At 69.7% G+C, this 23,467-nt stretch carries 24 protein-coding genes; 13 read left to right on the top strand and 11 right to left on the bottom strand.

The window, feature by feature from the left end; genetic code table 11:
* Window positions 1–100: 100 nt before the first annotated feature.
* Entirely contained in the window at window positions 101–955 is an 855-nt protein-coding gene (locus ACFPIJ_RS42435; protein ID WP_380124409.1) for a helix-turn-helix transcriptional regulator, read from the bottom strand.
* 101 nt (window positions 956–1,056) lie between these two features.
* Between ACFPIJ_RS42435 and ACFPIJ_RS42430 the strand changes: the two genes are divergently transcribed.
* Genes ACFPIJ_RS42430 through ACFPIJ_RS42420 form a run of 3 tightly spaced genes read left to right on the top strand, consistent with a single transcriptional unit; the run spans window position 1,057 to window position 2,827 of the window.
* Window positions 1,057–1,386, top strand: coding sequence for a carboxymuconolactone decarboxylase family protein (locus ACFPIJ_RS42430; protein WP_380124407.1), 330 nt, complete (start codon window positions 1,057–1,059; stop codon window positions 1,384–1,386).
* Window positions 1,386–2,408: a zinc-dependent alcohol dehydrogenase family protein gene (locus ACFPIJ_RS42425; protein WP_380124405.1), complete on the top strand. Its 1,023-nt coding sequence runs from the start codon at window positions 1,386–1,388 to the stop codon at window positions 2,406–2,408. The genes ACFPIJ_RS42430 and ACFPIJ_RS42425 overlap by 1 nt, the downstream gene beginning before the upstream one ends.
* 11 nt (window positions 2,409–2,419) lie before the next feature.
* Window positions 2,420–2,827: a (R)-mandelonitrile lyase gene (locus ACFPIJ_RS42420; protein WP_380124403.1), complete on the top strand. Its 408-nt coding sequence runs from the start codon at window positions 2,420–2,422 to the stop codon at window positions 2,825–2,827.
* Window positions 2,828–2,842: 15 nt separating this feature from the next.
* Here ACFPIJ_RS42420 and ACFPIJ_RS42415 read toward each other — a convergent pair whose 3' ends face one another.
* Window positions 2,843–3,463, bottom strand: coding sequence for a TetR/AcrR family transcriptional regulator (locus ACFPIJ_RS42415; RefSeq protein WP_380124401.1), 621 nt, complete (start codon window positions 3,461–3,463; stop codon window positions 2,843–2,845).
* On the opposite strand from ACFPIJ_RS42415, the gene ACFPIJ_RS42410 reads away from it, so the two are divergent.
* Both ACFPIJ_RS42410 and ACFPIJ_RS42405 read left to right on the top strand, forming a co-directional pair.
* Window positions 3,446–3,745, top strand: coding sequence for a DUF418 domain-containing protein (locus tag ACFPIJ_RS42410; protein ID WP_380124399.1), 300 nt, complete (start codon window positions 3,446–3,448; stop codon window positions 3,743–3,745). The genes ACFPIJ_RS42415 and ACFPIJ_RS42410 overlap by 18 nt on opposite strands.
* Window positions 3,746–4,258: 513 nt before the next feature.
* Window positions 4,259–8,641: a ricin-type beta-trefoil lectin domain protein gene (locus tag ACFPIJ_RS42405; protein ID WP_380124397.1), complete on the top strand. Its 4,383-nt coding sequence runs from the start codon at window positions 4,259–4,261 to the stop codon at window positions 8,639–8,641.
* A gap of 208 nt (window positions 8,642–8,849) precedes the next feature.
* On the opposite strand, the gene ACFPIJ_RS42400 is transcribed toward ACFPIJ_RS42405, so the two are convergent.
* From ACFPIJ_RS42400 to ACFPIJ_RS42385, 4 genes are all read right to left on the bottom strand, one after another.
* Window positions 8,850–9,473, bottom strand: coding sequence for a maleylpyruvate isomerase N-terminal domain-containing protein (locus tag ACFPIJ_RS42400; RefSeq protein ID WP_380124395.1), 624 nt, complete (start codon window positions 9,471–9,473; stop codon window positions 8,850–8,852).
* Between the two features lie 36 nt (window positions 9,474–9,509).
* A complete protein-coding gene (locus ACFPIJ_RS42395) occupies window positions 9,510–9,644 on the bottom strand; it encodes a hypothetical protein (protein WP_380124393.1) in 135 nt (44 codons plus the stop codon).
* On the bottom strand, window positions 9,641–10,504 hold the full coding sequence (locus tag ACFPIJ_RS42390) for a DUF4097 family beta strand repeat-containing protein (RefSeq protein ID WP_380124391.1): 864 nt from the start codon (window positions 10,502–10,504) through the stop codon (window positions 9,641–9,643). Before ACFPIJ_RS42390 ends, ACFPIJ_RS42395 begins: the two co-directional genes overlap by 4 nt.
* A gap of 83 nt (window positions 10,505–10,587) precedes the next feature.
* On the bottom strand, window positions 10,588–11,088 hold the full coding sequence (locus ACFPIJ_RS42385; protein WP_380124388.1) for a toxin-antitoxin system HicB family antitoxin: 501 nt from the start codon (window positions 11,086–11,088) through the stop codon (window positions 10,588–10,590).
* Between the two features lie 217 nt (window positions 11,089–11,305).
* Between ACFPIJ_RS42385 and ACFPIJ_RS42380 the strand changes: the two genes are divergently transcribed.
* The gene (locus ACFPIJ_RS42380; protein ID WP_380124386.1) at window positions 11,306–11,890 is read left to right on the top strand and encodes a dihydrofolate reductase family protein; all 585 of its coding nucleotides are present in this window, start codon (window positions 11,306–11,308) and stop codon (window positions 11,888–11,890) included.
* Between the two features lie 189 nt (window positions 11,891–12,079).
* Here ACFPIJ_RS42380 and ACFPIJ_RS42375 read toward each other — a convergent pair whose 3' ends face one another.
* Window positions 12,080–13,087: an RNA polymerase subunit sigma-70 gene (locus ACFPIJ_RS42375; RefSeq protein WP_380124384.1), complete on the bottom strand. Its 1,008-nt coding sequence runs from the start codon at window positions 13,085–13,087 to the stop codon at window positions 12,080–12,082.
* Between the two features lie 180 nt (window positions 13,088–13,267).
* Window positions 13,268–14,125 carry a peptidoglycan-binding protein gene (locus tag ACFPIJ_RS42370; RefSeq protein WP_380124381.1) on the bottom strand — a complete coding sequence of 286 codons (858 nt, stop codon included), beginning with the start codon at window positions 14,123–14,125 and terminating at the stop codon, window positions 13,268–13,270.
* A gap of 365 nt (window positions 14,126–14,490) precedes the next feature.
* On the opposite strand from ACFPIJ_RS42370, the gene ACFPIJ_RS42365 reads away from it, so the two are divergent.
* Complete coding sequence (locus ACFPIJ_RS42365; protein WP_380124378.1) at window positions 14,491–14,997, top strand: NUDIX hydrolase; 507 nt, start codon at window positions 14,491–14,493, stop codon at window positions 14,995–14,997.
* A gap of 67 nt (window positions 14,998–15,064) precedes the next feature.
* Window positions 15,065–15,535: a hypothetical protein gene (locus tag ACFPIJ_RS42360; RefSeq protein WP_380124375.1), complete on the top strand. Its 471-nt coding sequence runs from the start codon at window positions 15,065–15,067 to the stop codon at window positions 15,533–15,535.
* Here ACFPIJ_RS42360 and ACFPIJ_RS42355 read toward each other — a convergent pair.
* Together ACFPIJ_RS42355 and ACFPIJ_RS42350 are read right to left on the bottom strand one after the other, a co-directional pair.
* Window positions 15,474–17,750 carry an NB-ARC domain-containing protein gene (locus ACFPIJ_RS42355; RefSeq protein ID WP_380124372.1) on the bottom strand — a complete coding sequence of 759 codons (2,277 nt, stop codon included), beginning with the start codon at window positions 17,748–17,750 and terminating at the stop codon, window positions 15,474–15,476. The two genes, ACFPIJ_RS42360 and ACFPIJ_RS42355, sit on opposite strands and share 62 nt — an antisense overlap.
* Window positions 17,751–17,952: 202 nt before the next feature.
* Window positions 17,953–18,522: a MarR family winged helix-turn-helix transcriptional regulator gene (locus ACFPIJ_RS42350; protein ID WP_380124369.1), complete on the bottom strand. Its 570-nt coding sequence runs from the start codon at window positions 18,520–18,522 to the stop codon at window positions 17,953–17,955.
* A gap of 43 nt (window positions 18,523–18,565) precedes the next feature.
* Between ACFPIJ_RS42350 and ACFPIJ_RS42345 the strand changes: the two genes are divergently transcribed.
* From ACFPIJ_RS42345 to ACFPIJ_RS42330, 4 genes are all read left to right on the top strand, one after another.
* Window positions 18,566–19,576, top strand: coding sequence for a molybdopterin-dependent oxidoreductase (locus ACFPIJ_RS42345; RefSeq protein ID WP_380124366.1), 1,011 nt, complete (start codon window positions 18,566–18,568; stop codon window positions 19,574–19,576).
* Window positions 19,577–19,737: 161 nt separating this feature from the next.
* Window positions 19,738–20,688, top strand: coding sequence for a L,D-transpeptidase (locus ACFPIJ_RS42340; RefSeq protein WP_380124363.1), 951 nt, complete (start codon window positions 19,738–19,740; stop codon window positions 20,686–20,688).
* Window positions 20,689–20,790: 102 nt separating this feature from the next.
* On the top strand, window positions 20,791–21,138 hold the full coding sequence (locus ACFPIJ_RS42335; RefSeq protein ID WP_380124360.1) for a hypothetical protein: 348 nt from the start codon (window positions 20,791–20,793) through the stop codon (window positions 21,136–21,138).
* A gap of 270 nt (window positions 21,139–21,408) precedes the next feature.
* Window positions 21,409–22,356, top strand: coding sequence for an ADP-ribosylglycohydrolase family protein (locus ACFPIJ_RS42330; RefSeq protein WP_380124358.1), 948 nt, complete (start codon window positions 21,409–21,411; stop codon window positions 22,354–22,356).
* 129 nt (window positions 22,357–22,485) lie between these two features.
* Here ACFPIJ_RS42330 and ACFPIJ_RS42325 read toward each other — a convergent pair whose 3' ends face one another.
* Window positions 22,486–22,797, bottom strand: a complete 312-nt coding sequence (locus tag ACFPIJ_RS42325; RefSeq protein WP_380124355.1) for an EthD family reductase — start codon at window positions 22,795–22,797, stop codon at window positions 22,486–22,488.
* Between the two features lie 306 nt (window positions 22,798–23,103).
* Here ACFPIJ_RS42325 and ACFPIJ_RS42320 point away from each other — a divergent pair, with 306 nt between their 5' ends.
* The gene (locus tag ACFPIJ_RS42320) at window positions 23,104–23,391 is read left to right on the top strand and encodes a winged helix-turn-helix transcriptional regulator (protein ID WP_380124352.1); all 288 of its coding nucleotides are present in this window, start codon (window positions 23,104–23,106) and stop codon (window positions 23,389–23,391) included.
* Window positions 23,392–23,467: the final 76 nt, after the last annotated feature.

The raw sequence follows: 23,467 nt of genomic DNA, 5'->3' as shown, positions 1-23,467 counted from the left end.
TCTCCGGGGGATTTTTGTATGGAAACGCCTGCCTGGGCATCGGCCCGACTCGCGTCGCTGATGACCGTTGCCGGCGTCGGGCGGCTGGCCTGAGGAATCGCTACTGGCGGTGACTGGCCGGCGCGGCCCAGCTGGCCAGGAGCCGGAGCGCGTCGGCGGCGGACGTGCCTGCGGCGGCGCTGTACGCGGTCAGGGTGAGCCCCGGGTCGGCCGGCATGGGCATCGCCTCGAAGCCGAGCTCGACGCGCCCGACGACAGGGTGGTCGAAGCGCTTCACGCCGGTGTGGTGCAGGCGGACGTTGTGCGCCGCCCAGCGGGTGCGGAAGTCGTCGCTGCGAGTGGCGAGCTCGCCCACGAGATCGGTGAGACCCTTGTCGTACGGGTCACGGCCGGCCTCGGTCCGCAGCAGCGCGACGGTGGTGTTCGCCGCCTCGTTCCAGTCCGGGTAGAAATCCTCGGCGCGCGGGTCGAGGAAGCAGAAGCGGGCGAGGTTCACCGGACGGGCCGGGGTGTCGAACGCCGGGGCGTACAGCGCTTCGGCGAGCCCGTTGGCGGCAAGGATGTCGAGACGACCGTTGCGGACGAACGCCGGGGCGTCGGTCATCGCGTGCAGCAGGTGCAGGGTGCCGGGACGCACCTGCTGCTTCGGTGACCGGCGGCTGCGCGGGCCGGTGTTCGCGGCCCGGGCCAGGTCGTGCAGGTGGGCGCGTTCGGCCTCATCGAGCCGCAGCGCGCGGGCGACGGCTTCCAGGACGCTGTCGGAGACACCGGAGAGGTTGCCGCGTTCGAGGCGGACGTAGTAGTCGGGGCTGACCCCGGCCAGCAGCGCGACCTCGGCCCGGCGCAACCCGGGAACGCGGCGGCTGCCGCCGTACTGCGGCAGCCCGGCCTGCTCGGGGGTGATCCTGGCACGGCGGGTGGCCAGGAAGTCGCGCACCTCGTCGCGGTTGTCCATGCTTCCACGCTACGGGTGCCGCCACGCGCGAGAGGGGCCCTGGCATTACCACCTTCGGTAAACCCTCCCGCCCGTCGTGAGCCGCCGGTTGGATGGGTGTCATGAGCGAGCAATCCGAGCCGTCCGGGCCGCACCGCATGTTCGGCGACTTCGCCCCGGCATTCGTCGACCTCACCGACAACGTGGTGTTCGGGCAGGTCTGGCAACGCCCCGAGCTGTCTCCGCGCGACCGCAGCCTCATCACCGTCGCGAGCCTGCTCACCAGCGGCGCCACCGAGCAGCTGCCGTTTCACCTCGCCCGGGCCCGCGACAACGGCGTCACCGAGACCGAACTCATCGAGGTCATCACCCATCTGGCGTTCTACGCCGGCTGGCCCAAGGCCGTGTCGGCGATGACCGTCGCCAAACAGCTGTTCCGAGGAGACCACTGATGCGCGGCACCATCCTGCATTCCCCCGGCGACGTCCGGCTCGAGGACCGTCCCGACCCGACGATCACCGCTCCCACCGACGCGATCATCCGGATCGTCGCGACCTGCGTCTGCGGTTCGGATCTGTGGCCGTACCGCGGCATCGAACCGGTCAACCGGCCGACCCCGATGGGCCACGAGTACGTCGGTGTCGTCGAGGCGATCGGCGGCGACGTGCGGCAGATCAGGCCCGGCCAGTTCGTCGTCGGCTCGTTCTTCGCCTCCGACAACACGTGCGAGATCTGCCGCGCCGGGTACCAGAGCAGCTGTGTCCATCGCGAGCCGGTCGGCGCCGGGGGCGCTCAGGCGGAGCTGCTGCGTGTCCCGCTCGCCGACGGCACCCTGGTCGCCACGCCGGAGCTGCCCTCCGACGATCTCGTGCCGGGCCTGCTCGCCGCGTCGGACGTGCTCGGCACCGGCTGGTTCGGCGCCGTCGCGGCCGAGGTGCTGCCGGGCAAGACCGTCGCCGTCGTCGGTGACGGCGCGGTCGGGCTGCTCGCCGTCCTCGCCGCCAGGCACTTCGGCGCCGAACGGATCATCGCCATGAGCCGCCACGCCGACCGGCAGAAGCTCGCCCTGGAGTACGGCGCCACCGACATCGTCACCGAACGCGGCGACGACGGGGTGGCCCGCATCAAGGACCTGACCGGCGGTCTGGGTGCCCACAGCGTCATCGAAGCCGTCGGCACCCAGGAATCCATGCTGCAGGCGATCCGCTCCACCCGCCCCGGCGGGCACGTCGGCTACGTCGGCGTGGCCCACGGCGTCGAACTGCCCGGCGACGAGCTGTTCTTCTCCCACGTGCACCTGCACGGCGGCCCGGCACCGGTCCGCCGGTTCCTGCCCGAGCTCATCGAGCTCATCACCAGCCGGACCATCGACCCCGGCAAGGTCTTCGACCTCGCACTCCCCCTCGACCAGGTCGCCGAAGGGTACAAGGCGATGGACGAGCGCCGCGCCATCAAGACCCTGCTGCGGCCGTGAAGGAGCCCACCATGCAACTGCAACCTGTTGCCGCCACCGTCAAGACACCCGCCGCGCGCTTCACCGGGGACGTGTACATGACGCCGATCGTCACCGGGACGGGGCCCTCCCGGATGACCGTCGCGCTGGTCCGCTTCACGCCGGGCGCCCGCACCAACTGGCACTCCCACGCCGTCGGCCAGACCTTGCACGTCACCGAGGGCGTCGGGCTGGTCGGCACCCGCGACGGGACCGTGCTGCGCATCCGCGCCGGCGACACCGTCGTCTGCCCGCCGGATGAGGACCACTGGCACGGCGCGGCCGCCGACACGTTCATGAGCCACCTCGCCATGCTCGAGGCGAAGCCCGATGGCAGCGACCCGACGACCTGGCTCGAGCCGCTGCCCGAGGAGCAGTACACCGCCGCCAACCGGTCGTGACCGGGTAACCGACGGTCAGGCGTCCCCTCCAGCGATGCGGGCCAGCGCCTGCAGCCCTTCCACCACCTCGTCGGCCGACGGCGCGTGCTCGGGGTCGCTCATCCACTGAAACATCACGCCGGAGATCAGGGCCGTCTGCATCGCGCCGACCGTGCGCACGTCGCGGTCGGTGACCTGGTCCTCCGGAACGCCCTGCAGGCCCGCGGCGAGGCTGCGCAGCCCGGCCCGCTGACCCATGGCGAGCTGCGCGCGGAGCTCCGGGTCGTGCTCGGATTGCTGGAACGCCTCGATGGTCGCGATCCACAGCGGGCGGTGCGTCGTGAACGTCTCGATGACGCCCTGCCACTGCCGGGCATAGCGCTCGGCCGGTGTGGCCGCCGGCGCCGACCGCTTGGCCACGGCCCGGGCCACCTCGGTGCCCCACTCCTCAAGGGCCTGGAACATGGCGGCGTTGAGCAACGCCTCCCGTGAGCCGTAGTGGTAGCCGATCGCCGCCGTGCTCACCCCGGCCGCGGACGCGATGTCGCGGACGGTCGTGCGCGCGTAGCCCTTCTCCAGCAGGCAGCGCCTGGCGCCGTCGAGGAGGTCCTCCCGATTGCCGCCGCCTACGCCGCCACGATGCTGCGCTGGTACCACACCACCGGCGGCGCACGGATCGCCGCCACGCTCGCCCCGGCGGGCCGGATGGCACTGACCAACTACCTCAGCCAGTCGCTGCTGTGCGTGCTGCTGTTCACCGGCGCGGGCCTCGGCCTCATCGGCACGGTGCCGCCGCTCGGCGTGCTCGCCATCGCGTTCGCGATCTTCGCCGCGCAGCTGCCGGTGAGTGCCTGGTGGATGCGCCGCCACCGGTACGGGCCGGTCGAGTGGCTCCTGCGGGCGGTGACCAACGCCGAGTGGCCGGCCTGGCGCCGCTGAGCACGACCACCCGTCGCCGCCGCACCGACCCAGGTGCGGCGGCGACGCGCGCTGTTCCGCGGTCGAGTCCCAGGTGCCGATCCGCTGCCAATCGTTGGGAGGGCTCACCTCCGGCGGCTGGGACACAACGACGCCGCTGATCGCCTGGACACGAATACGCGGTCAAACGGTAATGCCGGTAAAGGCTGAGGCGCAACAGCCGCTTCCCGCCTCAATTTTCCGCAAGTTCCGACCGTTTCTCTTTCCGCGAAAACACGATAGTCGATGAGTAGTAACCGAGTATCCGCAGAGTAGAAGGCTGCTGTAGAAGGCTCGAAGCGCCGTGCCGGAATCGACCCCAATTCCGTCGCGATACCTGCATATCCACCGTTGTGATTGATTGCCGAAATCGGGTATTGCCGCTCAGCGATTGCTGCCCTACGCTCTGCGGCATTTGCATTCTGCGAACGGGGGAACACTGTGGTCACGTCCCATTCCGGGCGTCCTGCCCGCGTGCACTTAATCGTTGTATTGATGCTCCTGGCGGCCCTGCTGGTGGCGACCGGCGCATCGCCGGGCCCGGCGGCGGCGGCACCGCCGCCATGCGTCGCCGAGCAGCCCGACGAGCGGGCCGCCGCGGCGGCGGCCAAGGCCTGCGGCGGCCGGGTCGAGGTCTTGTCGGGCCGCAGCGAATACACCCAGGTCTTCGCCAACGCCGACGGCACGTCGACGTTCACCTCGTCGGCGGTGCCGGCCCGCGTGCACCGCAAGGACGGCTCGTGGGTGCCGGTCGACGCCGGCCTGCGCGCCCGCGCCGACGGCTCGTTGGCGCCCGTCGCGACCGTGGGTGACGTGGTGTTCTCGGCCGGCGGCAAGGGCCCGTTCGTGACCTACCGGCAGGACGGGTCGGTGCTGCAGCTGTCGCTGCCGGTGGTGCTGCCGAAGCCGGTGGTGGACGGGGCGTCGGCGGTCTACCGCGACGTGCTGCCCGACATCGACCTGCGCGCGACCGCCACGGCGACCGGGTTCACGCACGTGCTGGTGGTGAAGACCGCGGCGGCCGCGGCGAACCCGGCCCTCGCAACCATCCGCTACGACGTCGGCGGCGACATGGTCGCCCGGCCGGCCACCGGCGGGCGGGTGGCGTTCAACGACAAGGCCGGCCGGACGATCGCGGTCACGTCGGAGGCGACCATGTGGGACTCCACGGTGAACCCGGGCGCGGGCGGTGAGATCCGAGCCGGCGCGGCGCAGCTTTCGGCGCTGCGGCAGGCACCGACGGCCGAGCTGGTGTCGACGGAGCACGGCCCCGGCGTGACGGCCCGCACCGCACCCATCGCGGTCTCCGCCGACGCGGACGGTCACGGCATGCTGCTGCGCCCCGACACGGCATTGCTGCACAGCCCCACCGCCGCGTTCCCGCTGTTCATCGACCCGCAGATCGGGCCGGTCGACACGCGCTGGGCGTACGCGCGATCCGTGGACGCCGACTACGGCCCGAACGACCGGGCCCGGGTCGGGTACAACCCACCGAGCTACGGCGGCGACGGCAAGCTGTACCGCAGCTTCTTCGACTTCCCGACCACCTACGGCGGGCAGACCTACAGGGGCAAGCACGTCACGGCGGCGTCGTTCTCCATCGAACTCAACCATTCGTACTCGTGCACCGACACCCCCGCCAACCTGTTCCGCACCGGTGGCATCACCGTCGGCAACGGCGCCCGGATGAACTGGGGAACCCGGCCGCTCGGCTCGAGCGCGGTGCACCTCGGCACGGCGTACGGTCACGCGAACAAGGCCGGCGGCTGCGGCGCCGGCCAGCCCGACATGCTCATGACGTTCGGCGGCAACGTCGCGATGCGCGATGACGTGCAAGGCGCCGCGAACGGCAACTGGGAGGTCTACACCGTCGGGCTGTGCGCCTGCGACAGCAACGGCGCCAACGAGTCCGCCGAGAGCCGGTGGAAGAAGTTCTACGTCGACTACCGCACCACCATGAGCGTCACCTACAACACGGTGCCGGGTACGCCCGCGAACCTGTCACCGCACCAGGGCCAGGTCGCCTGCGGCGGTATCGTCGGCACCACCACACCGGTCCTGCAGGCCCAGTACGTGGACGCGGACGGCGCCGACGACCTCATCTCGAACTTCCAATGGCAGCAGCTGCCGTCCGGCGCCGTGACGAGCGTGCCCGGCCCGACCAAACCGGCCAACAACAACGGCGCCGTGACGGTCGCCCTCGGCAGTGCCGCCGAAGGCAAGCAGTACCAGTTCCGGGTGCAGACCGCCGACGGCACCGACACATCACCCTGGTCGCCGTGGTGCACGTTCAAGGTCGACACGACGGCGCCGCCCGCGCCGGTGGTGACCCCGACGGCCTCGGGAACGGCACCCGTGTACACGCCCTGCGACCCGGGCAACATCGGCGCCTGCACGCCGAGGGGCGGGCCCGGTATCGGCGGCGGCTTCACGTTCAGCGAGCCCGCCGGACCCGACGGGCAGGACGTCGTCAAATACGTCTACGGCTGGGACGCGCCGGAAATCAGCGTGACCGTGCCGGCGGGTGCGGCCACGCCGACCATCATGCTGACCCCGCCGCACTACGGCATCAACAAGCTGACCGTCTACAGCGTCGACGACGCCGGGCGGTCCAGCCCGACCACCGTCTACAACATCCTGGTCGCCGCCCCGTCGGCGGCGGTGGCGCACTGGCCCCTGGACAGCATCAACGGCCACGGCTTCACCGACAGCGTCTCCGGATCGTCGCTGACCACGACCGGCGTGAACTGGACGCCCGACGCGCGGTACGTCGGCGCCAACGCGGCGACGTTCACCGGCACAGGTCGGGCATACCAGTCGGCCCCGGTGGACACTGCCGGATCGTTCAGCATCGCCGTGTCGGTCCGACCGGCGGCGACGTTGTGCGCGAACCCGGCGACCTACACCGTCATGTCCATGGACTCGACCGCCGTCCCGAACAGCACCAGCGGCAGCGCTTTCAAGCTCAGTTTCGACTGCGTCAACAGGAAGTGGGAGTTCAAGCTGGCGGACTCGTCACTGCTGAATGCCTACACCAGCGTGACGACGAGCAGCGGCACCGCCCTGTTGGCGCAATGGACGATGCTGGTCGCGTCATACGACGAGGCACAGAACACGATGCGCATCTGGCAGGACGGCGTGATGGCCGGCACCGCCACCCCGCTGGCGACGTGGGTGTCGGCGCACGGCGCAGGCTGGGCCGCCGGGGGTCCCGTCATGCTGGGCAGCGCTCGCTCACTGGGGGCCGAAACCGCCCGGTTCAGCGGCGAGATCGCGGACGCCCGTGCCTGGAACCGGGCGCTGGTCGCCGACGACCTCACCGGCACCAACGCCAACCCGGCAGCCGGTGTCCCGGCCCAGCCGGGCCTCACCCAGCCCCTCGAAGTCGGCTCGTGGCAGTTCCCCGACGGGGAGTGCTACTGCGGCGACACCCCGGACGGCTCCGTCTTCGCCCGCAAGGCGACCCTCAGCCCCAACTGGACCCTCGACCCCGCCTGGAACGGCGACCCACTGACCACACCGGCGTGGCTGACCAACGACTCCCACGACGGCAACGGCGGCGTCCAGCTCAACGGCACCACCGGACACGTCTCCACCCGGGACGACAAGGGCACCCTGAGCACGGCCGACGACGTCGAGCGGCCCGTCCTGCGCACCGACCAGTCGTACACGGTCTCCGGCTGGGTTCGGATCAGCGACAAGACCGTGTCCCGCACTGTCTTCTCCCAGCAGGGTTCCCGGGGTGCCGCGTTCGCCGTCCGGTACGACCATGCCGTCGACCGGTGGTCGTTCGCGGTGACCGGCAGCGACGTGGACGCACCCGTCGTCGCGAAGGTGAACTCGATCGCCGCGGCGCAGCTCAACGGCTGGGTCTTCCTGGAGGCGATCTACGACGGACCGCTCGGCAAGATCCGGCTGTTCGTCGACTCACAGTTGCAGGGAGAGGCAACCGTCACCGCGAGCTGGAACGCCACCGGGTCGTTCAACATCGGCCGGACCCTCCAGGCCGGTGCCGGTGACGAGTTCTTCGCCGGCACGATCGACGATGTCCGGGTGTACGCCGGCACCCGGCGATCCACCAACAGCGCCGTGCCGACCAACACGCTGATGTTGCTGCGCTCCGGCCTCGCCGGCAAGTGCCTGAACAACACGGCCGGCGCGTCCGTCGACGGCAATCTCGTCACCTCGTCCGCCTGCAACGGCGACTACAACGCCCAGCTGTGGACGACGCACTCCGACAACACGATCCGCATCGCGGGGAAATGCCTCAACGCGAAGAACGCCGGCACGACGCCGGGCACACCGGTGGAACTGGGGACCTGCACCGGCGCGGTGACGCAGCAGTGGCAGCCCGGTCCGTACAACTCGCTGCGCAACTCCGCGTCCGACCTGTGCCTGGACGTCTGGAACGGCGACACCACCGACGGGACCCGGCTGCAGCTTTGGGACTGCTACGGCAACGCCGCTCAAGCGTGGACGCCGCGGTGGACCGGCATCGGCATGATCCGCTCCGGGATCGCCGGCAAGTGCATCAACAACAACCTGGGGGTCAGGACCAACGGCAACCCGATCCAGTCCTACGACTGCAACGGCGGTGCGGACACCCAGATCTTCACCCTCCTCGGTGACGGCACCGTCCGAATCGCGGGGATGTGCCTGGACGTCGTCAACCACGCCACCGTCTACGGCTCCAAGGTCCAGCTGTACACGTGCAGCCTGACTCCGAACCAGATCTGGGAGCCGGGACCGAACCACTCCCTGCGCAACCCTGTGTCAGGTCTGTGCCTGGATGTGCAGAGTGCCAGCACCGTGAACGGAACGCAGCTGCAGATCTACGACTGCTACGGCAACCAGGCCCAGGAGTGGTTCCTGCCCTGACCCGACCACCGCGACGGGGATCCGCGGACGCGGGTCCCCGTCGCAGTCCCGGCTGATGAACCGGCTGGCGGTGAGCTCATACTCGCGGGCGCCGAGATGGGTCGCTGGTAAACCGGACCAGCTCGTCGCCGCGTTCGTCCTCGCCCTGTCCGACGCGGTGCCCACGACGCGGACGTCACGCCTCCTACGCCCGTCTGGCCCCGCTTGCTCAGGACAGCACTGGGAACAGGTCGATCGTGCTCCGGCCGGTCGCCGATTCGATGAAGTCGACCGGCGGCGCCATCTGGACGATGACCGCCGCGGTGTGCGTCAGACCCTCGACGGGCACGTCCGGAGGCTGGCCCAGCGCGCGCTGCAGGTCGAGCAGGTGCACGGTCGCCTCCACGATGCCGATGCTGACGGCCTCGTCGAGGCGCAGCAACGCCCGCTCGAAGTAGTCGACGACGACGGGTCCAAGCTGCCGCGCGGTGGCGATCGCCCGCGGTCCCGTGCCGGCGAACTGCTCGACCATCTGCGCCGTGCTGTACCTGGCCGCGTCCTCGCGGGCGCCGGCCGCGACGATGTCCCGCCTGCTGTGGGCGACCCCGGTCGGGGCGTTGAAGTCCTGCAGGAGCGCGGCGGCCGTGACGTGCGTCGGTTCGGTGTCCCGGACGCGGTCGATCAGGATCGAAAGCATCCAGGGCCACGACCCGGCATGCGCGTACAGGCTCCGCACGTCCCAGTCGCCGAGCCGGGTCGGCCGCTGCCACTGCTCGTCGGTCATCACCCGGCCGTGCTCGGCCCAGACCGACCAGAGCGCGTCGAGCGTGGTGAGGCGATCATCGATCGTCATTGCTCGACTGTACTGGGCTCCCCCTGGCAGCCCGCGTCAGCTGTCGAGGGCGGCAAGTTCGAGCCCGCGCAGCCGCGCCACGTCGAAGTCGACGCCGCCCAGCGCTGTCACGGTGCCGTAGGACTTCCGCAGGCCGCGCAGGTGGATCACGGACTGCGCTTCGGTGGTCACTTCGGCGTCGCCTTCCGAGGGGCGGCTACGCGGCGGATGATGACGTTGCCGTAGTTCGCGTGCAGGTGCAGCGCGACCGTGCGGTCGCTCTGCGCGGCGGCCGGGTCGGGGGTGAGCTCGCTGAGGAGCCGGCCGTTGTCCGAGCTGGCGTCGATCCAGGCGCCGACGCCCGTCGGGACACCCACGTCGACGTCGGCGTGGCCGTTGTCGAGGCGGATCGTGCCGCCGTTGACCTCCCGGATGCGGATCGGCCCGTGGGCGCTGCGGGCGGTCACGTCGCCCAGGGCCCGGTCGATGGTCAGCGCCCCGGACGTGGTGGCCTCCACGTCGCCGGCGACGGTGCCGAGTTCCATGGATGCGTACGAGGCGCGCAGCCGGGCGTTGCCGTGGACGTGCTGGACGCGCAGCGCGCCGTGGCCGGCGGTGACGTCGAGCCGGCCGGTCACCTCGTCGATGTCGCTGTTGCCGTACGACGCCTCGAGGACGAGGTTGGCGAACGTGTCCGCGGTGACGCCGCCGTACTTGGCGACGATGCGCGAATCGCCGAGCACGCCACGGGCCCGCACCGACCCGTAGGTGTTCTCGATCGTGAGCCGCGACCCGGTCGGCACCTCACAACGGACCTCGACGGTGTCGCTCCTGCCGAACAGGCTGAGCCGGCGCGGGACCTTGACCCGCACCCGCCCGCCGTCGAACGACACCATCGTCTCCCGGACGAGTGACTCATCACCTTTGCGACCGGGCTTGCCCGGCACGATTTCGACGACGGTGTCATTGCGGTCCGAAGCGACGATGTCGACGAACGCGACACCGACCGCGACGTCCAGGTCGATGGGACCGGAAACGTCGTACCTGGGCATGACTGACCTCCATTTTGGGCGTGCCGGATCAGTCCCGCGTCGCTGCGCTTGCGCTTGCGGCGGGACTTGGACTGTGTCGCTGGCTAGCGGGCCCAGCCGGTGAAGGCGTCGCCGCGCCCGGACTCGCGCAGCGGGGGCCTGCTCACGTCCTTTTCCAGGGCAGCGGCGATCGCCCGGACGAACCAGGCATTCACCGACACCCCTTCCTCCGCGGCTGCCTGCTCGACCCTGGCCTTGAGCCGATCCGGCAGTCGCAGCGTGGTGCGGGAGGTGACCGTGTCGTCCGGCGCATCCACCTCCCCCGGCGGTTCCGCCTTCGCGGCCGGCTCCGCCTTCGCCGCCGCGGGGCGTGACACCATCAGCTGCGGATCCCGCCCCCGTAGGACAACGTCGACCGAACCGGGCGCAATCTCCCGCGTGACCTCGCTCGCGACGTCGCTGATCACCTCCAGCACCATCAGCCGCGCAGCCGCGTCGAGCGCCGTGCTGAGCCGCTCGGCAACGGCGCGTGCGGCCGGATCACCGGTCTCCGCCGCCGCGGCAAGGTGCGCCTGGAGGTCAGACACGTACCGGTCGATGTCCATGACACCAAGCTAGCACCACTGTGGTGTCACCGCAATGCAAAGTGACACCACATGACACCACGCCACGAGATCCGGTGGGTGCTGCTCGAGCCCGGCCGAGTACGCCGTGCCGAGTCCGGAACGCGACGACTACCTGCGGACGCAGATCGCGCACCGATTAGGTTTCCGCGCCGCGACCGTCTGTACGTGTAAGACCGACTGACGAGAGGCTGGCACGATGCGGAAACTGACCTTCGGCATGAGCGTGACCCTGGACGGCTACATCGCCGCGCCCGGCGACGACCTCAGCTGGAGTGGGGGTGAGGGGCCGGACTCGTCGCCGAGCGACGAGCTGTTCCAGTGGTGGTCCGACCGGGTGGGGGCGACGGGCCTGGCGCTGTACGGGCGCAAGCTGTGGGAGGGGATGAGTTCCCACTGGCCGACCGCCGACCAGCAGCCCGGCGCCACCCCGGCGGCGATCGAGTACGCCCGCCGCTGGCGGGACATGCCGAAGGTGGTGTTCTCCTCGACGATCGACAAGGTCGACTGGAACGCCCGCCTGGTCACCGGCGACGCGGTCACCGAGATCACCCGGCTCAAGACAGAGGACGGCGGCCCGATGGACATCTGCGGCGCGACGCTCGCCGGGGCGGCCATGCGGGCCGGGCTGATCGACGAGTACGTGCTGGTCACCGTGCCGGTCCTGGTGGGCGGCGGCACCCCGTTCTTCACGGCGCAGGACAGCTGGGTGAGGCTGAACCTCGTGGAGACGCGGACGTTTCCCGGCGGCGTCCTGCTGACCCGATACGAGACGAGGCGATGAGCACGGGCCAGACGATCAGCTCGTGAGGCCAGTCCGAGTGAGCTGTTGACCGACTCGTTGGAGATGAAGACGACGGCCCGGTTGACCGTGACGATGTTCTTCGGGCATGAAGAAGCCCCGCCGGCTATGCCGGCGGGGCGGTGACGGCGGCTCGCGCGCTGGACTCGTCGACGATGGGAACATGTGTGATCACAGTGTCGGGGGCAGGTCCAACCATGGCTTGTCGGTGGCGTCGAATCCGGTGAGCTCGGCGATCTTCCCGTCGACGATGTGCAGGACCGCAATGTTGAACAACCGGTACTCCGGGTCGTCGGGGGCGCGGATGTACAGCGCGGCGGCGGGCATGCGGTTGACCGTCGTGGTGATGCAGCGCCAGTCGTCGTAGCCGGGCTGGAAGAGCCCACCGGAGACCCAGCCGTCCACCGCGTCCTTGGCCGTGATGACCGAGGTGCCCGCCTCGGGCAGCATCACGAAGCGCAGGTCGTCGCGCAGCAGGGACATCAGCCCGTCGAGGTCGTTGCGCTCATGGGCGCCGATGTACAACTTCACCACGCCGCGCTCGCCCTCCGACAGCTCGTGGGTGGCGGGTCTCCGCCAGTCGAGGCGGCGGTCGGGCAGCTGCTCGCGCATCGTCACACGGGCCCGCTGCAGTGCGCTGGTCACCGATGCGACGGTCAGCTCGAGGGCGTCGGCGGCCTTCGCCGCCGGCCAGCCGAGGACGTCGCGCAGGATGAACACCGCCCGCTGCCGCGGCGGCAGGTGCTGGACGGCGACGATGAACGCCAGCTCGATCGTTTCCCGCGCCACCACCGATTCCTGCGGGTCCTCGGGAAGCATCCGGTCGGGGTACGGCTGCAGGTACAGCACCTCGGAGCCGACGTCCGCCAGCTCGGACGGTACGGGTGTGCGGTCGTTGCGCTTCTCCAGGAAGTCGAGGCAGGCGTTCGTCGCGATCCGGTACAGCCAGGTCCGCAGGGCCGCGTGGCCCTTGAACGACGCCCGCTTGTTCCACGCTCGCAGGAACGTCTCCTGCGTCATGTCCTGGGCGTCCTCGTAGTTCGCGAGCATCCGGTAGCAGTGCACCTGAAGCTCACGCCGGTGGCGCTCCGTAATGAGCGCGAACCGCGCCGTGTCGTCTGAGCGGACCGCCGCGATGAACGCGGCCTCGTCGGCGCCCAGCAGTCTGGCGTCGGTCATGGTCTCAATCCTTCCACCGGTGCGAGAGGCTGACAGAACTGACGATGTGACGGAGGATTTCTCATCGGCGAAGCCGCTGGCACCGGGCCGTTCGCCTCCCCAAGAACATGTCCGCGGAGCAGGTGGTAACGAAACAACGGCCGGCCCCAGCGATGGGGTCGGCCGTTGTTGTCGTGCCGGCTACCGCTGGTACTTCTCCCACCAGATGAACGCCACCCGATAGGCCGACGGCGTGTCGTCCGCAGCGTGGTTGGCCAGCCCGTTCTTGCCGAAGTAGTAGTCGTGCACCTGGTTGGCCGCCCCCGTTGCCAGATCGGTGTCGGAGATTGCGACGGCGTGGATGTGGTAGGGCCAATCCCCCTGCGACGGATTGCGCAGCCAGGCGGCGAACCCGACGGTCCGTAGCGCCTGGACGGTCTGCCACCGTTGCGTGGTGCTCAGACTGGCGACCGAGACGTCCACCGCTCCGCCTGCGTCATGTGTACCGGCCGAGCTCGGGTTCGCCGACGTGTAGGACCCCTGGCTGAGCGTGATGCTCCACGACAGCTTGGCATCGGCCGCGGCGAGCATGTCGCGGGTCCTGGCGTTGACCCGTTCGCCACCGTACGAGCTGGTTCGCGACCCGGTGCTGATCGGCCTGGTGACCGTGTACCTGCCGCTGCCGAGCGTGGTCAGCGACGACGGACCCGGATACCCGTTGGCGTCCAGGCCCGAATATCCGAGCGAGCGCTGCCAGGCCGCATACGCCGTGACGGTCGACGTGCCGTAGTGCCCATCGACCGAGCCCGAGGCCAGGAAACCCTTCGCCGACAGCGCCCGCTCAACCTCCAGCACGCTCGCCGCCGCACCAGGAGTCTGCCCGGTGCCGCTCTTCGGCGGGTCGACCTGCGCAGCGAGCATGACCTGCTCCATGTCGACGACCGGCAGCGCTGCGGCGGCCGGTCCGCCGAAGGGAACAACGACCCCGACCAGCGCGAACACCACCGCCCCACGGGACAGCACGGCGGAAAGGTTCATGGCGAGCTCCGATCCAGGCATCGACTGAAGATGATGTCAAGAAGCTACAGGATCGTCGATGCGGATGGAAGAAACCTGCAGAGCGGCTCACCTCCACAACCGGACGTCGCCCTCCGGCGCGCACAGGATCGAGGTCGAGTTCCACGAGCCGCCCGGCCCGACCGTCTTGGTCAGCGGCCCGAAGGGCAGGGTCGCGGGCGGTCCAATGCCGGCAGGCTTGGCATGTCGGGCGAGCCAGCTACGGGTCGGCGGGCCGTGTCCGCCGTCGATACTGTGTGCGACGGGTTCTCGACCGCGACCGAGAGAGGTGCTCTGTACAGCTTGTCCGACAACGATGCGCGCATGGCTGCGACCGTGTACCACGCGCACAGAGTCAGGAGTCTGCCATGTCGCTGAACCTGCGAGCCTCCGCCCGCGCGATCATCCTCGACGAAGACGACCGCGTCCTGCTCTGCCGATTCGTCTTCCCCCACCCCGCGGTCCCGAACGGAGCGCAGGCCGTCTGGGCTGCTCCAGGTGGCGGCATAGAACCAGGTGAGGACGGGCTGTCCGCGCTGCGCCGCGAGCTGCGAGAGGAAACCGGACTGGTCACCGCCATCGATCCGCCGCACGTCTGGCATCAGGTAATCGTCAGCGCAGATCATGCGCCCCGCTTCGACGGCATCGTCAACGACTATTTCCTCGTCCGCGCCACCCACTTCGAGCCCCAAGGCCAGTTCACCGACGACCAACTCGCCGCTGATGAGCACCTCGCCGGCTTTCGATGGTGGCGGCTCGCTGAGATCGCCGATTACACCGGACCTGACTTGTTCTCGCCCCGTGACCTTGTCACACCGCTGACCGACCTGCTTACCTTCGGGACACCCTCCGCCCCGGTCGCACTCGGCTTGTGAAGGTCAGTTGCCGCAGGGGGTGTCGGTGACGCGGCACCGTGTTGCGCCCGGCATTTAGATTCGACGCATGTCACTGCGTGACTGGTGGTCCGATCTCATGGCAGGCGACCTGGTCGCGGTGGCGCTGCTCGTCATCGGCGGAATGCTGGCGGCGCTCGCCTACGCCGTGGTCAAGGCTGTCGCCGGCGGTCTCTGGAGCTTCGGCCGCAGCCAGGTCGAGCAGCAGTTCTGGCGCGACGGCGGGAAACTGACGACCCTGCTGAGCCTGACCGTCCTGGTCCTCGCCTACGCGTTCTACGGCCACGAGCAGCCGCGCCCCCTCGCCGGAGCCCTGGCCGACCTGGCCCGCGACAAGCTGCTCGCCGTCCTGCCGCTGGCGACGGCGCGTCCGGAATCGGGCCGGGTGCCGGGTCCGACGAGCCGACGACAAGCCACACCCTCTGCGAACCAGCGTTGGCTGTCCGGCCTTGGCAGCGTTACAGCCTCGCCAGGTAGGCACGGATCCGTTCGGTGTCGGGGTGCTGCGGGCCAACCGTAGCGGCGCTGACGGACAGCAGTGCCGCAAGCTGCCGTCTTGCGTCCGAAGGTGCGCCGGCTTCGGCTGTCCATCGTGCGAGTTCAGCCCGGTGGGTCAGCACCCGCGGGTGTTGGGCCCCGAGCGTGTGTTCGCGGGCTGGCAGCAGCTCAGCCAATCGATCACGAGCGCTCACCGGATCGCCGGCTACCCCAGTGATGACGGCAAGTTCATACTGGATTCGTAGGCACTCCGGATCGTGCGGTCCGAGGACGCGTACAACGACCGGTATCAGGTTCGCCAGGTGATCGCGAGCGGTGGCCGGATCCCCAGCGACCTCGGTCCACGTGGCGCATTCCGCAATGTGCGTCAACACCTCAGGACTTTCGGGGCCGAGGACGCGGACCCGTGCGGGCAACAGGTCGAGAAGTTGGTCGCGGGCGCCGGCAGGATCGCCGGCCTCGCCGGTCCACGACGCGAGTTCGAACAGGATCCGCAGCGTTCGCGGATCGTTCGGGCCGAGCGCAGCGGCCACTGGCTCGGCCAGTGCAGCGAACGCGGCACGAGCCGCGGCTGCGTCTCCGGCCAGCCCCGCCCACCGCGCAGCGCCGACACGCACGCTGATCGTTGTCGGGTGACGCTCGCCGAGTCGCGATGACACCCGCGCCGCCATCGCGGCGGAGGCGGACGCCGCCGAGGCATACATGCCGACCGCCGCCAGGTGCTCCAAGCCGCGATGGGTTGCGCTGACGACGGCCTCGATGACCTCGTTCGACAATGGGTCCGCGGCTGCGGTGATGGCCAGGAGATGCGGGGTGATCGCCTGCCAGCGCGGCCAATTCGTCGGATCTTGCGGATCGCCGGGGTCCGCGGCGGCGACAAGCCGAGCGGCACGCTCCAGCGCAGCCACCTGACCGCCCTGGCTGTTCCGGCCGGCGGCACGGATCAGCGGGTGGACATCTACCGCTGCCAGTTCAGAGCCGATGGGTCCGACGAGCCGCAGCAGCCCGAGGTCGATGAGTCCTTGCAGCGTGTCTCGCAAGGCATCGGGATCACCACCAGACAGGAGTGCAGGATCCAGTACCCAGAATGGCACCGATGCGTTTTCGAAGTGTGCAAGGGTCCACAGCACCGATCGTGAGAGCGTGAGGCCACGTGCTTCAAGGAGTTCGAGCGAACGCTCCCACGTTTGCGCAAGTATCGACGCGTCATCCCCTATCAAGATCGCGGTAGCCTCACGTAGTTGTCGTAGATAACCGGCGAAATCAGTGACCGCGCCAGGAACAGGCAGCCGGCGGGCCTGGCCCAGGTACCTCCCAGCGAGGTCCATCGCCAGCGGCAGACCGCCGAGGTGTCGGGCCAACGCCGCAGCCGCCTCGTGATCGCCAGCCCACGGGCCGGACCGGTCCAGCAGCATCTGCGCGCCTTCGTCTGGCGCGAGTGATCCGACCTGCCACGGCTCACACCACGGCTGTGGCCAGGTGGTCTCGCCGCCGTCCCGGGTGGTCACCACGACCCGACCGCGGGATGACCTGACGTGCCGAACCCAGCCGCGACCGTCGACCACCCTCTCGTCCACTGCAGTAAGCAGGCCGGCGTCATCCGCACCGTCGAACACCAGCAGCCACCGTCGTGGATAGCGTTCCAACAGACCCCAGACCAAGTCCGGGGCGCTGCGCAGGCCAGCCCAGGCATCACGAACCTCGTGGTCGGCAGCGCCGATTTCGAGCGCGAGCTGACGCAATGCGACAGACAACCGGACGGCGTCAGTTGCGTTTACCCACCAAACCTGCCCGCCACCGCGGACTGTCTGTTCCCCTATCGCGACGGCCAAGGCTGTCTTGCCGCTACCGCCAGGGCCGTGCAGCACCCACACCGAGGACCGGCGACCGCGCGGCCACACTCGCCGGTGTGCGCGGGACTGCGCGAGCAGCAAGTCACGTCCACGCAAGGGAAATGTCGTGAATCGGGCCGGCAGCAGGAGCGATGTCATGCCTGGCGCCCTGGTAATCGGTGCGCCGACCGGCGCGGACGGCACCTGCCCCCGACGGAACAACTCCACAGCGGAGAGGCCCAACGACACGATGCTGACTACGGCACCGACAACACTGCTGATCTTGTCGCCGCGGTCCAGGTCCAATGTCGCAAGCCGCCAGGCGACGATTCCGAGCACGCTGAGACCCGCAATCGCAACTGCAAGCGGCCACCATCGTCCCAAGGTCCGCATGCCGCTGGCCACGCAGCAATCATCGTCGAAGCCCGCAACTTTTATCTACAAGGGCTCGGGCCAGAGGGAGAACGGTTCCGCGCTTCCTCGGTGCTCATGCCGGCCTGGTACGCCTCGAGCGCGGCGATCATTTCCTGAGTCTCGGTCGGCGGTGTCGCCTCTCCTGCCGCGGCACGCTCGGCTCGGGTGGCCGGGCCGCCGGTACGGTCGGCGGTCAGCCGTCGCGGTGGCGCAGCCAGTCCACGTAGCGGCGGACCTCGCGCTGCTGGGCAGGTGTCAGCGGCGGGCCGTCATAGTCGAGGGTCGGACGTTGCGACGGCGGTGGCAGTTGGTACGGCCGTGCGCTCACGCCGCGTACCGTGCGCAACGCGTCGTCGAGGACCTGCAGGGCCGGCCGGATCCCGTCGGTGCCGCCGGCCGTGGCGTCGTCCAGGCGGGACAGCAGGTCGAGCAGGCCGGGCAGCGCGGCGCGGTACACCGTCTGGCCCTGTTCGGTGAGCTGGAGCAGGGCGCTGCGGCGGTCGGCGGTGTTGGCGACGCGCTCGAGTTCGCCGCGGCGTTCGCAGCGGGCGAGGATGCCGGACAGGGTCGTCGGTGGCAGGCCGGTCGCCCGCACCAGGTCGGCGGCGGTGACCGGGGCGAGGTCCACGACCAGCCCGTAGATCGCGAACTCGTCGGCGGACATCGGCGAGCCGGCGAGGGCCTCCTCGACCGCGGGTGTGGCCAGCGTCGCGAGCAGCCACACGTCGACCAGCACGTTCTTGACGGGTTGCGCCGATGCCATATTGCGACCTCGCAGTTTCATCGGTACGAGTTAGCATCATCGCATGGGCGTGCGGTTCCGGAACAGGCAGGGTGGCCGGCGCGTCGACCTCGCGCTCGGGCTCCTGCTGCTGGCCGGGGTCCTCACCGGGCTCGGCGCCAACACCATCGGCGTCGACTGGCCACTCGACCTCATCCAGCTGCACGCCGCGGGCGCCCTCGCGATCCTGCTGCTCTCCCCGTGGAAGTACGTCGTGATCCGCCGTGGGCTGCGGCGGCCCGGGCGGCGCACCGTGGTGAAGTGGCTGTCGATCGCCCTGGCCGTCCTCGTCCTCATCACCGTCGCCAGCGGCCTGATCCACTCGACCGGCCACCTCGAGCACGTCGGCCCGCTGGCGCTCATGCAGATCCACGTCGGCGCGGCGGTGACCGCCCTGGCCGTCCTCGTCGCCCACTTCGGCACGCACGTGGTGCGGCCACGCCGCGCCGACGTCGACCGCCGGGCGGTGCTGCGGCTCGCCGCTCTGGGCGCTGGTGCCGCGGCCGCCACCGCCGTCTGGGACGAAGGACCCGGCGACGGCCGCCGGTTCAGCGGGTCCGTGCGCAAGCCCGACCTGCTCATCACGGCCTGGCTCGACGACCGCATCCAGCGCATCGACCCGGCACGGTGGACACTGCGGGTCGGCCCGGCCACGTTCGACCTCGCGGCCGTCCAGGACCTGCCGCACGAGCGGTTCACGGCCGTGCTCGACTGCACCAGCGGCTGGTACAGCGAACAGGAGTGGGACGGCGTGCGGCTCAGCGCCCTGCTCGCCGCGGCCGGCGTGCCCGGCGACGGCTGGCGCAGCGTCGAGACCCGCTCAGCGACCGGGTACAGCCGCTGGTTCGGCGCCTCGACGCTCAACGACGTGTGGCTGGTGACCGGCGTGGCCGGCCGGCCGCTGTCCTACGGGCACGGCTTCCCGGCGAGGATCGTCGCGCCTGGCCGCCGCGGCTTCTGGTGGGTCAAGTGGGTCACGTCCATCCAGCCGTCCCGGCGCCCGCCGTGGGCCCAGTCGGTGTTCCCACTCACCTGACGCCCATTGCTCCTACCGGGCATTGTTGCCCTATTTGAGCAACGTGAACTGTCTACGCTCCGTGACGATCGCAGCCTGTGAGGTGCAAATCCGGCCGATTGTGATGTGGTCGAGCCGGACAGCGGTGGCGGCAGGCGCGCATAAGGGGCATCGTCGTGGTTATGCGATCTTCTCACCGCGTGCGGGTGGCGGCACTGCTGGTCGGCCTTGGCCTCGGCTTGACGGCGTGCGGCGGAAACTCCGCGCCGAAGGCCTCGTGGTCGGGGGCGCCGCCGTCGGGCCAGCAGTCGGCCGGGGACGCGTCGCCGTCGGTGTCGCCGCCGCCGAGCGGCAAGCCGGTGCACGTGCGGCTGTACGAGAAGGACGGAGCGACGTACGGCGTGGGCATGCCGATCATCGCGTACCTGTCGGCGTCGATCACCAGCGCCAAGGACTTCGACGCGGCGACCCAGGTCACCGTCAACGGGGCGCCGACCCAGGGCGCGTGGTACTTCCAGAAGTCCACGATCTACGCCGGCTACCCGATCGAGGCACATTACCGCCCGGCCGAGTTCTGGCCGGCGCACGCCGACATCGCCATGAACCTCGACACGAAGGGCAAGTCGGGCGGGACGGGGCTGGTGTACGACAACAGCCTGACCCTCGACATGAAGACCGGGCCGGCGAACGTCGGCAAGGTCGACGGCAAGACCCTGCGGATGGTCGTGACCTCCGACGGCAAGCAGGTCTTCGACTTCCCGGTGTCGCTGGGCAAGGCGAGCACCCCCACGTTCAACGGCACCAAGGTCGTCATGGAGAAGAAGGCCGTCGAACACATGGTCGGCGACGGCTATGACGAGCAGGTGCCGTGGTCTGTGCGGGTCACCAACTCCGGCGAGTACGTCCACTCGGCCAGCTGGAACGGCGGCAACATCGGCCAGCGCAGCACCTCCCACGGCTGCACCAACCTGACCGAGGCCAACGCCAAGGCGTACTTCAACTTCGCCCAGATCGGCGACCCGATCACCTACACCAGCACCGGAGGCCCGACGATGCCGACCTGGGACGGGTACGGCGACTGGAACGTGCCCTGGAACACCTGGCAGGCGGGCGGCGCGGTGCCGGCCAACTGACCCACCTCCGGGCGAACGTCGACATCGCAGCCCGCAGACGGCCGCAGCCGTCTGCGGGCTGCCGGACAGGCCTCACTGGGCTCCGGACGATACTGTGGCTCGATGGTTGACCGTGCCGCCGCCGACGCCACACCGCAGGAGCGCTTCGAGGCGCTCGTGGACGGGCTCAGCGGCGAGCCGAACGTCACCGCGCCGGGCGCTGGTGCCGGCTTCGGCGCTGGCGCTTTGCGCGTCGACAACAAGATCTTCGCCATGCTTGTGCGGGATCACCTCGTCGTGAAGCTGCCCAAGGCGCGGGTGGATGCGCTCGCGGCAGCCGGTCAGGGCGTACGGTTCGACGCGAACAAGGGAACCCCCATGCGCGAGTGGCTCACGCTGGACCCGGCGTGCGTCGAGTTATGGGAGTCGCTAGCCCATGAGGCGCTCGCGTTCGTCGGCCGCCGCCGCTGAAGCCGCCGTGACTGGGTGCCGACGAGTACCTACCGCACGGTCGTGTCGACCAGCGTTGTCAGGGCGTGGAGCTCGGCGTGGGCTGCGTCGATCACTGTCGCGGCGGGCCGGCGCATCTCGCCGGTGTAGCGCTGCGCGATCGCGGTCAGTACGGGGATGGGCGTAGTCGTGCGGTCGATGCCGTCGACGGACGATGCAGCGGCTTGGCTGGTGAGGCATGCTGGCGCGGTGGTCGACGACGCGACAGCACGGGTGTCCCCTGGACGAGTGGTGGATCGTCGGGATCGGGTGGCCGGTGGTTTGTTGGGCGTCCACGCCGGGGACGCCCTCGGTGCGGCTGTGGAGTTCTCCTCCTGGGCGAGTATCCGCGACCGGTATCCCGACGGGTTGCGCGACATCGTGGGAGGCGGTCCGTTCCGCTGGTCACCGGGCGATGCGACCGATGACACCGATCTCACGCGGGCCGTGCTGCTGGCCCACCTGTCCCCGGGCGAGGACGTGGTGCGTGCCGCTGCGGACAACATGGTTGCCTGGCTGCGGGGTGAGTGGCCCGGCCGTCAGGCCGGCGCGGAGCCACGTGACATCGGCGGCGCCACCCGTGCCGGCCTTGTGCGGTACCTGCAGACCGGTGATCCCCGTGCCAGTGGTGCCGGCGTGGGCCAGGCCGGCAATGGGTCGCTGATGCGCTGCATCCCGACCGCGCTCGCGGTCACCGACCAGAGCCGCAGGGTCCAGGAGTCGATGGAGATCTCAGCCATCACCCACGACGACCCGCGTTGCACCGTGGCCTGTGCGGCATACAACGAGATCGCTGCTGCGCTGCTGGCCGGGGTCGCGCCGGACGCCGCCGTCATGGTCGGGCAGGCGGCCGCGACACGGTTGAGCCAGCCCGCGGTCGTCGAGGCCATCGGATACGGTCGGCAGTTACGACCGGCGATGCTGGCCGTCACCGGCCAGACGTTTCTCGCCGACGATGCGGCCGGCTACGTCCTGGACTCGCTGAGCCTGGCCGTCGCCGCGGTTCTGGACGCACGCCCACTGGTCGACGTCCTGGTCGACATCGTCCGGATCGGCAACGACACCGACACCAACGCCGCCATCGCGGGCGGGCTGCTCGGTGTCCGAGACGGCGCATCCGCCATCCCCACCGAATGGCTGTCGTTGCTGCAGTTTGCCGACGAGTTCATCACCGCCGCCGATGCACTCCGCTGCCAATGACGGGTACTGCGGCATGAGGTGATGACGACCGCCGCGCAGGTCGCGGCATGTCCACGCAGCTGATCAAGCGGCTTATCATGCGCAGCTTGGGCCGGGCGCGGCTCGAGGGCCATCCGCCGGGGTTCAGGCTCAGCCGATGCCGTATTGCACCGGATAGTGGATGACGACCGCACCACCGGTGGCGTAGTTGGCGACATCGGCGGCCACCTGCCGGCCCTGCGGAGACGCCCTCGCCGCGGTCATTGCCGCAGCGTCAGCGAACTCGGCTTCGAAGACCGCGAAGTACGGCGTCTGACCCGGCGTCGCTGCCACGTCGAAGCTGTAGCGCCACGCGAGCAGGCCGGGCAGGCGCGTGACCAGCGGGAGGTGGGTGGTCACGTAGTAGTCGCGGAAGTGGTCGGGATCGGCGGGTTTGGGATACAGGACAACCAGCTTGTGCATGACAACCTCCGTTTACACGATCCAATGCCCGGAGTCGACGGCGACGACATCACCTTCGCCGGACCGGTGTAATGCCGCTGCCGCGCCGGCGGCTTCCCAACCTCGGAGGGTCGCGTTGCGCAACGCGCGGCGTGCCTGCTCGGGAGTCCGCCAGGTCAACAAAGCCACCCCTGCCGCTTCGGAAATCGAATCAACTCACCGGACGCTACTGTATCGAAGATCGAAGCATCAAGAGGGGTGACACAGGCGATGACGGTACCCAGGCCAGGCCAGCCCGTACGCGGATCGAGTACCGGACGACCCCTCATGGCTGCCCTCGACCTCTTCGGCCGCCGCTGGAACCTGCGCGTCGTCTGGGAGCTGCGGCACGGGCCGGTCGGGTTCCGCGCGCTGCGGCAGCGCTGCGACAACATGTCCTCCAGCGTCCTGCGGCAACGGCTGACCGAACTCCTTGACGCCCAGCTCGTCGCTCAGCAGCCGGACACGACCTACACGCTCACCGACCTGGGCCGCGGCGCTTACCAGGCATTGCGCCCGCTCGTCCGCTGGTCCGACGCGTGGGCCTCGGCCCTGAGCGAGGACGACAAGGACTGAACCCGTGAAGCACTGCCCCTGGCGCTTCGGAAACCGAATCGCTACCGTGATTCTGAATCCGAATCGCCTGGAGGGG

It is taken from the genome of Dactylosporangium cerinum, assembly GCF_042653625.1.
Taxonomy (GTDB): Bacteria; Actinomycetota; Actinomycetes; order Mycobacteriales; family Micromonosporaceae; genus Dactylosporangium; species Dactylosporangium cerinum.
Note: the sequence above shows the minus strand (reverse complement) of the source record. Positions and strands in the feature narration are given on the sequence as shown.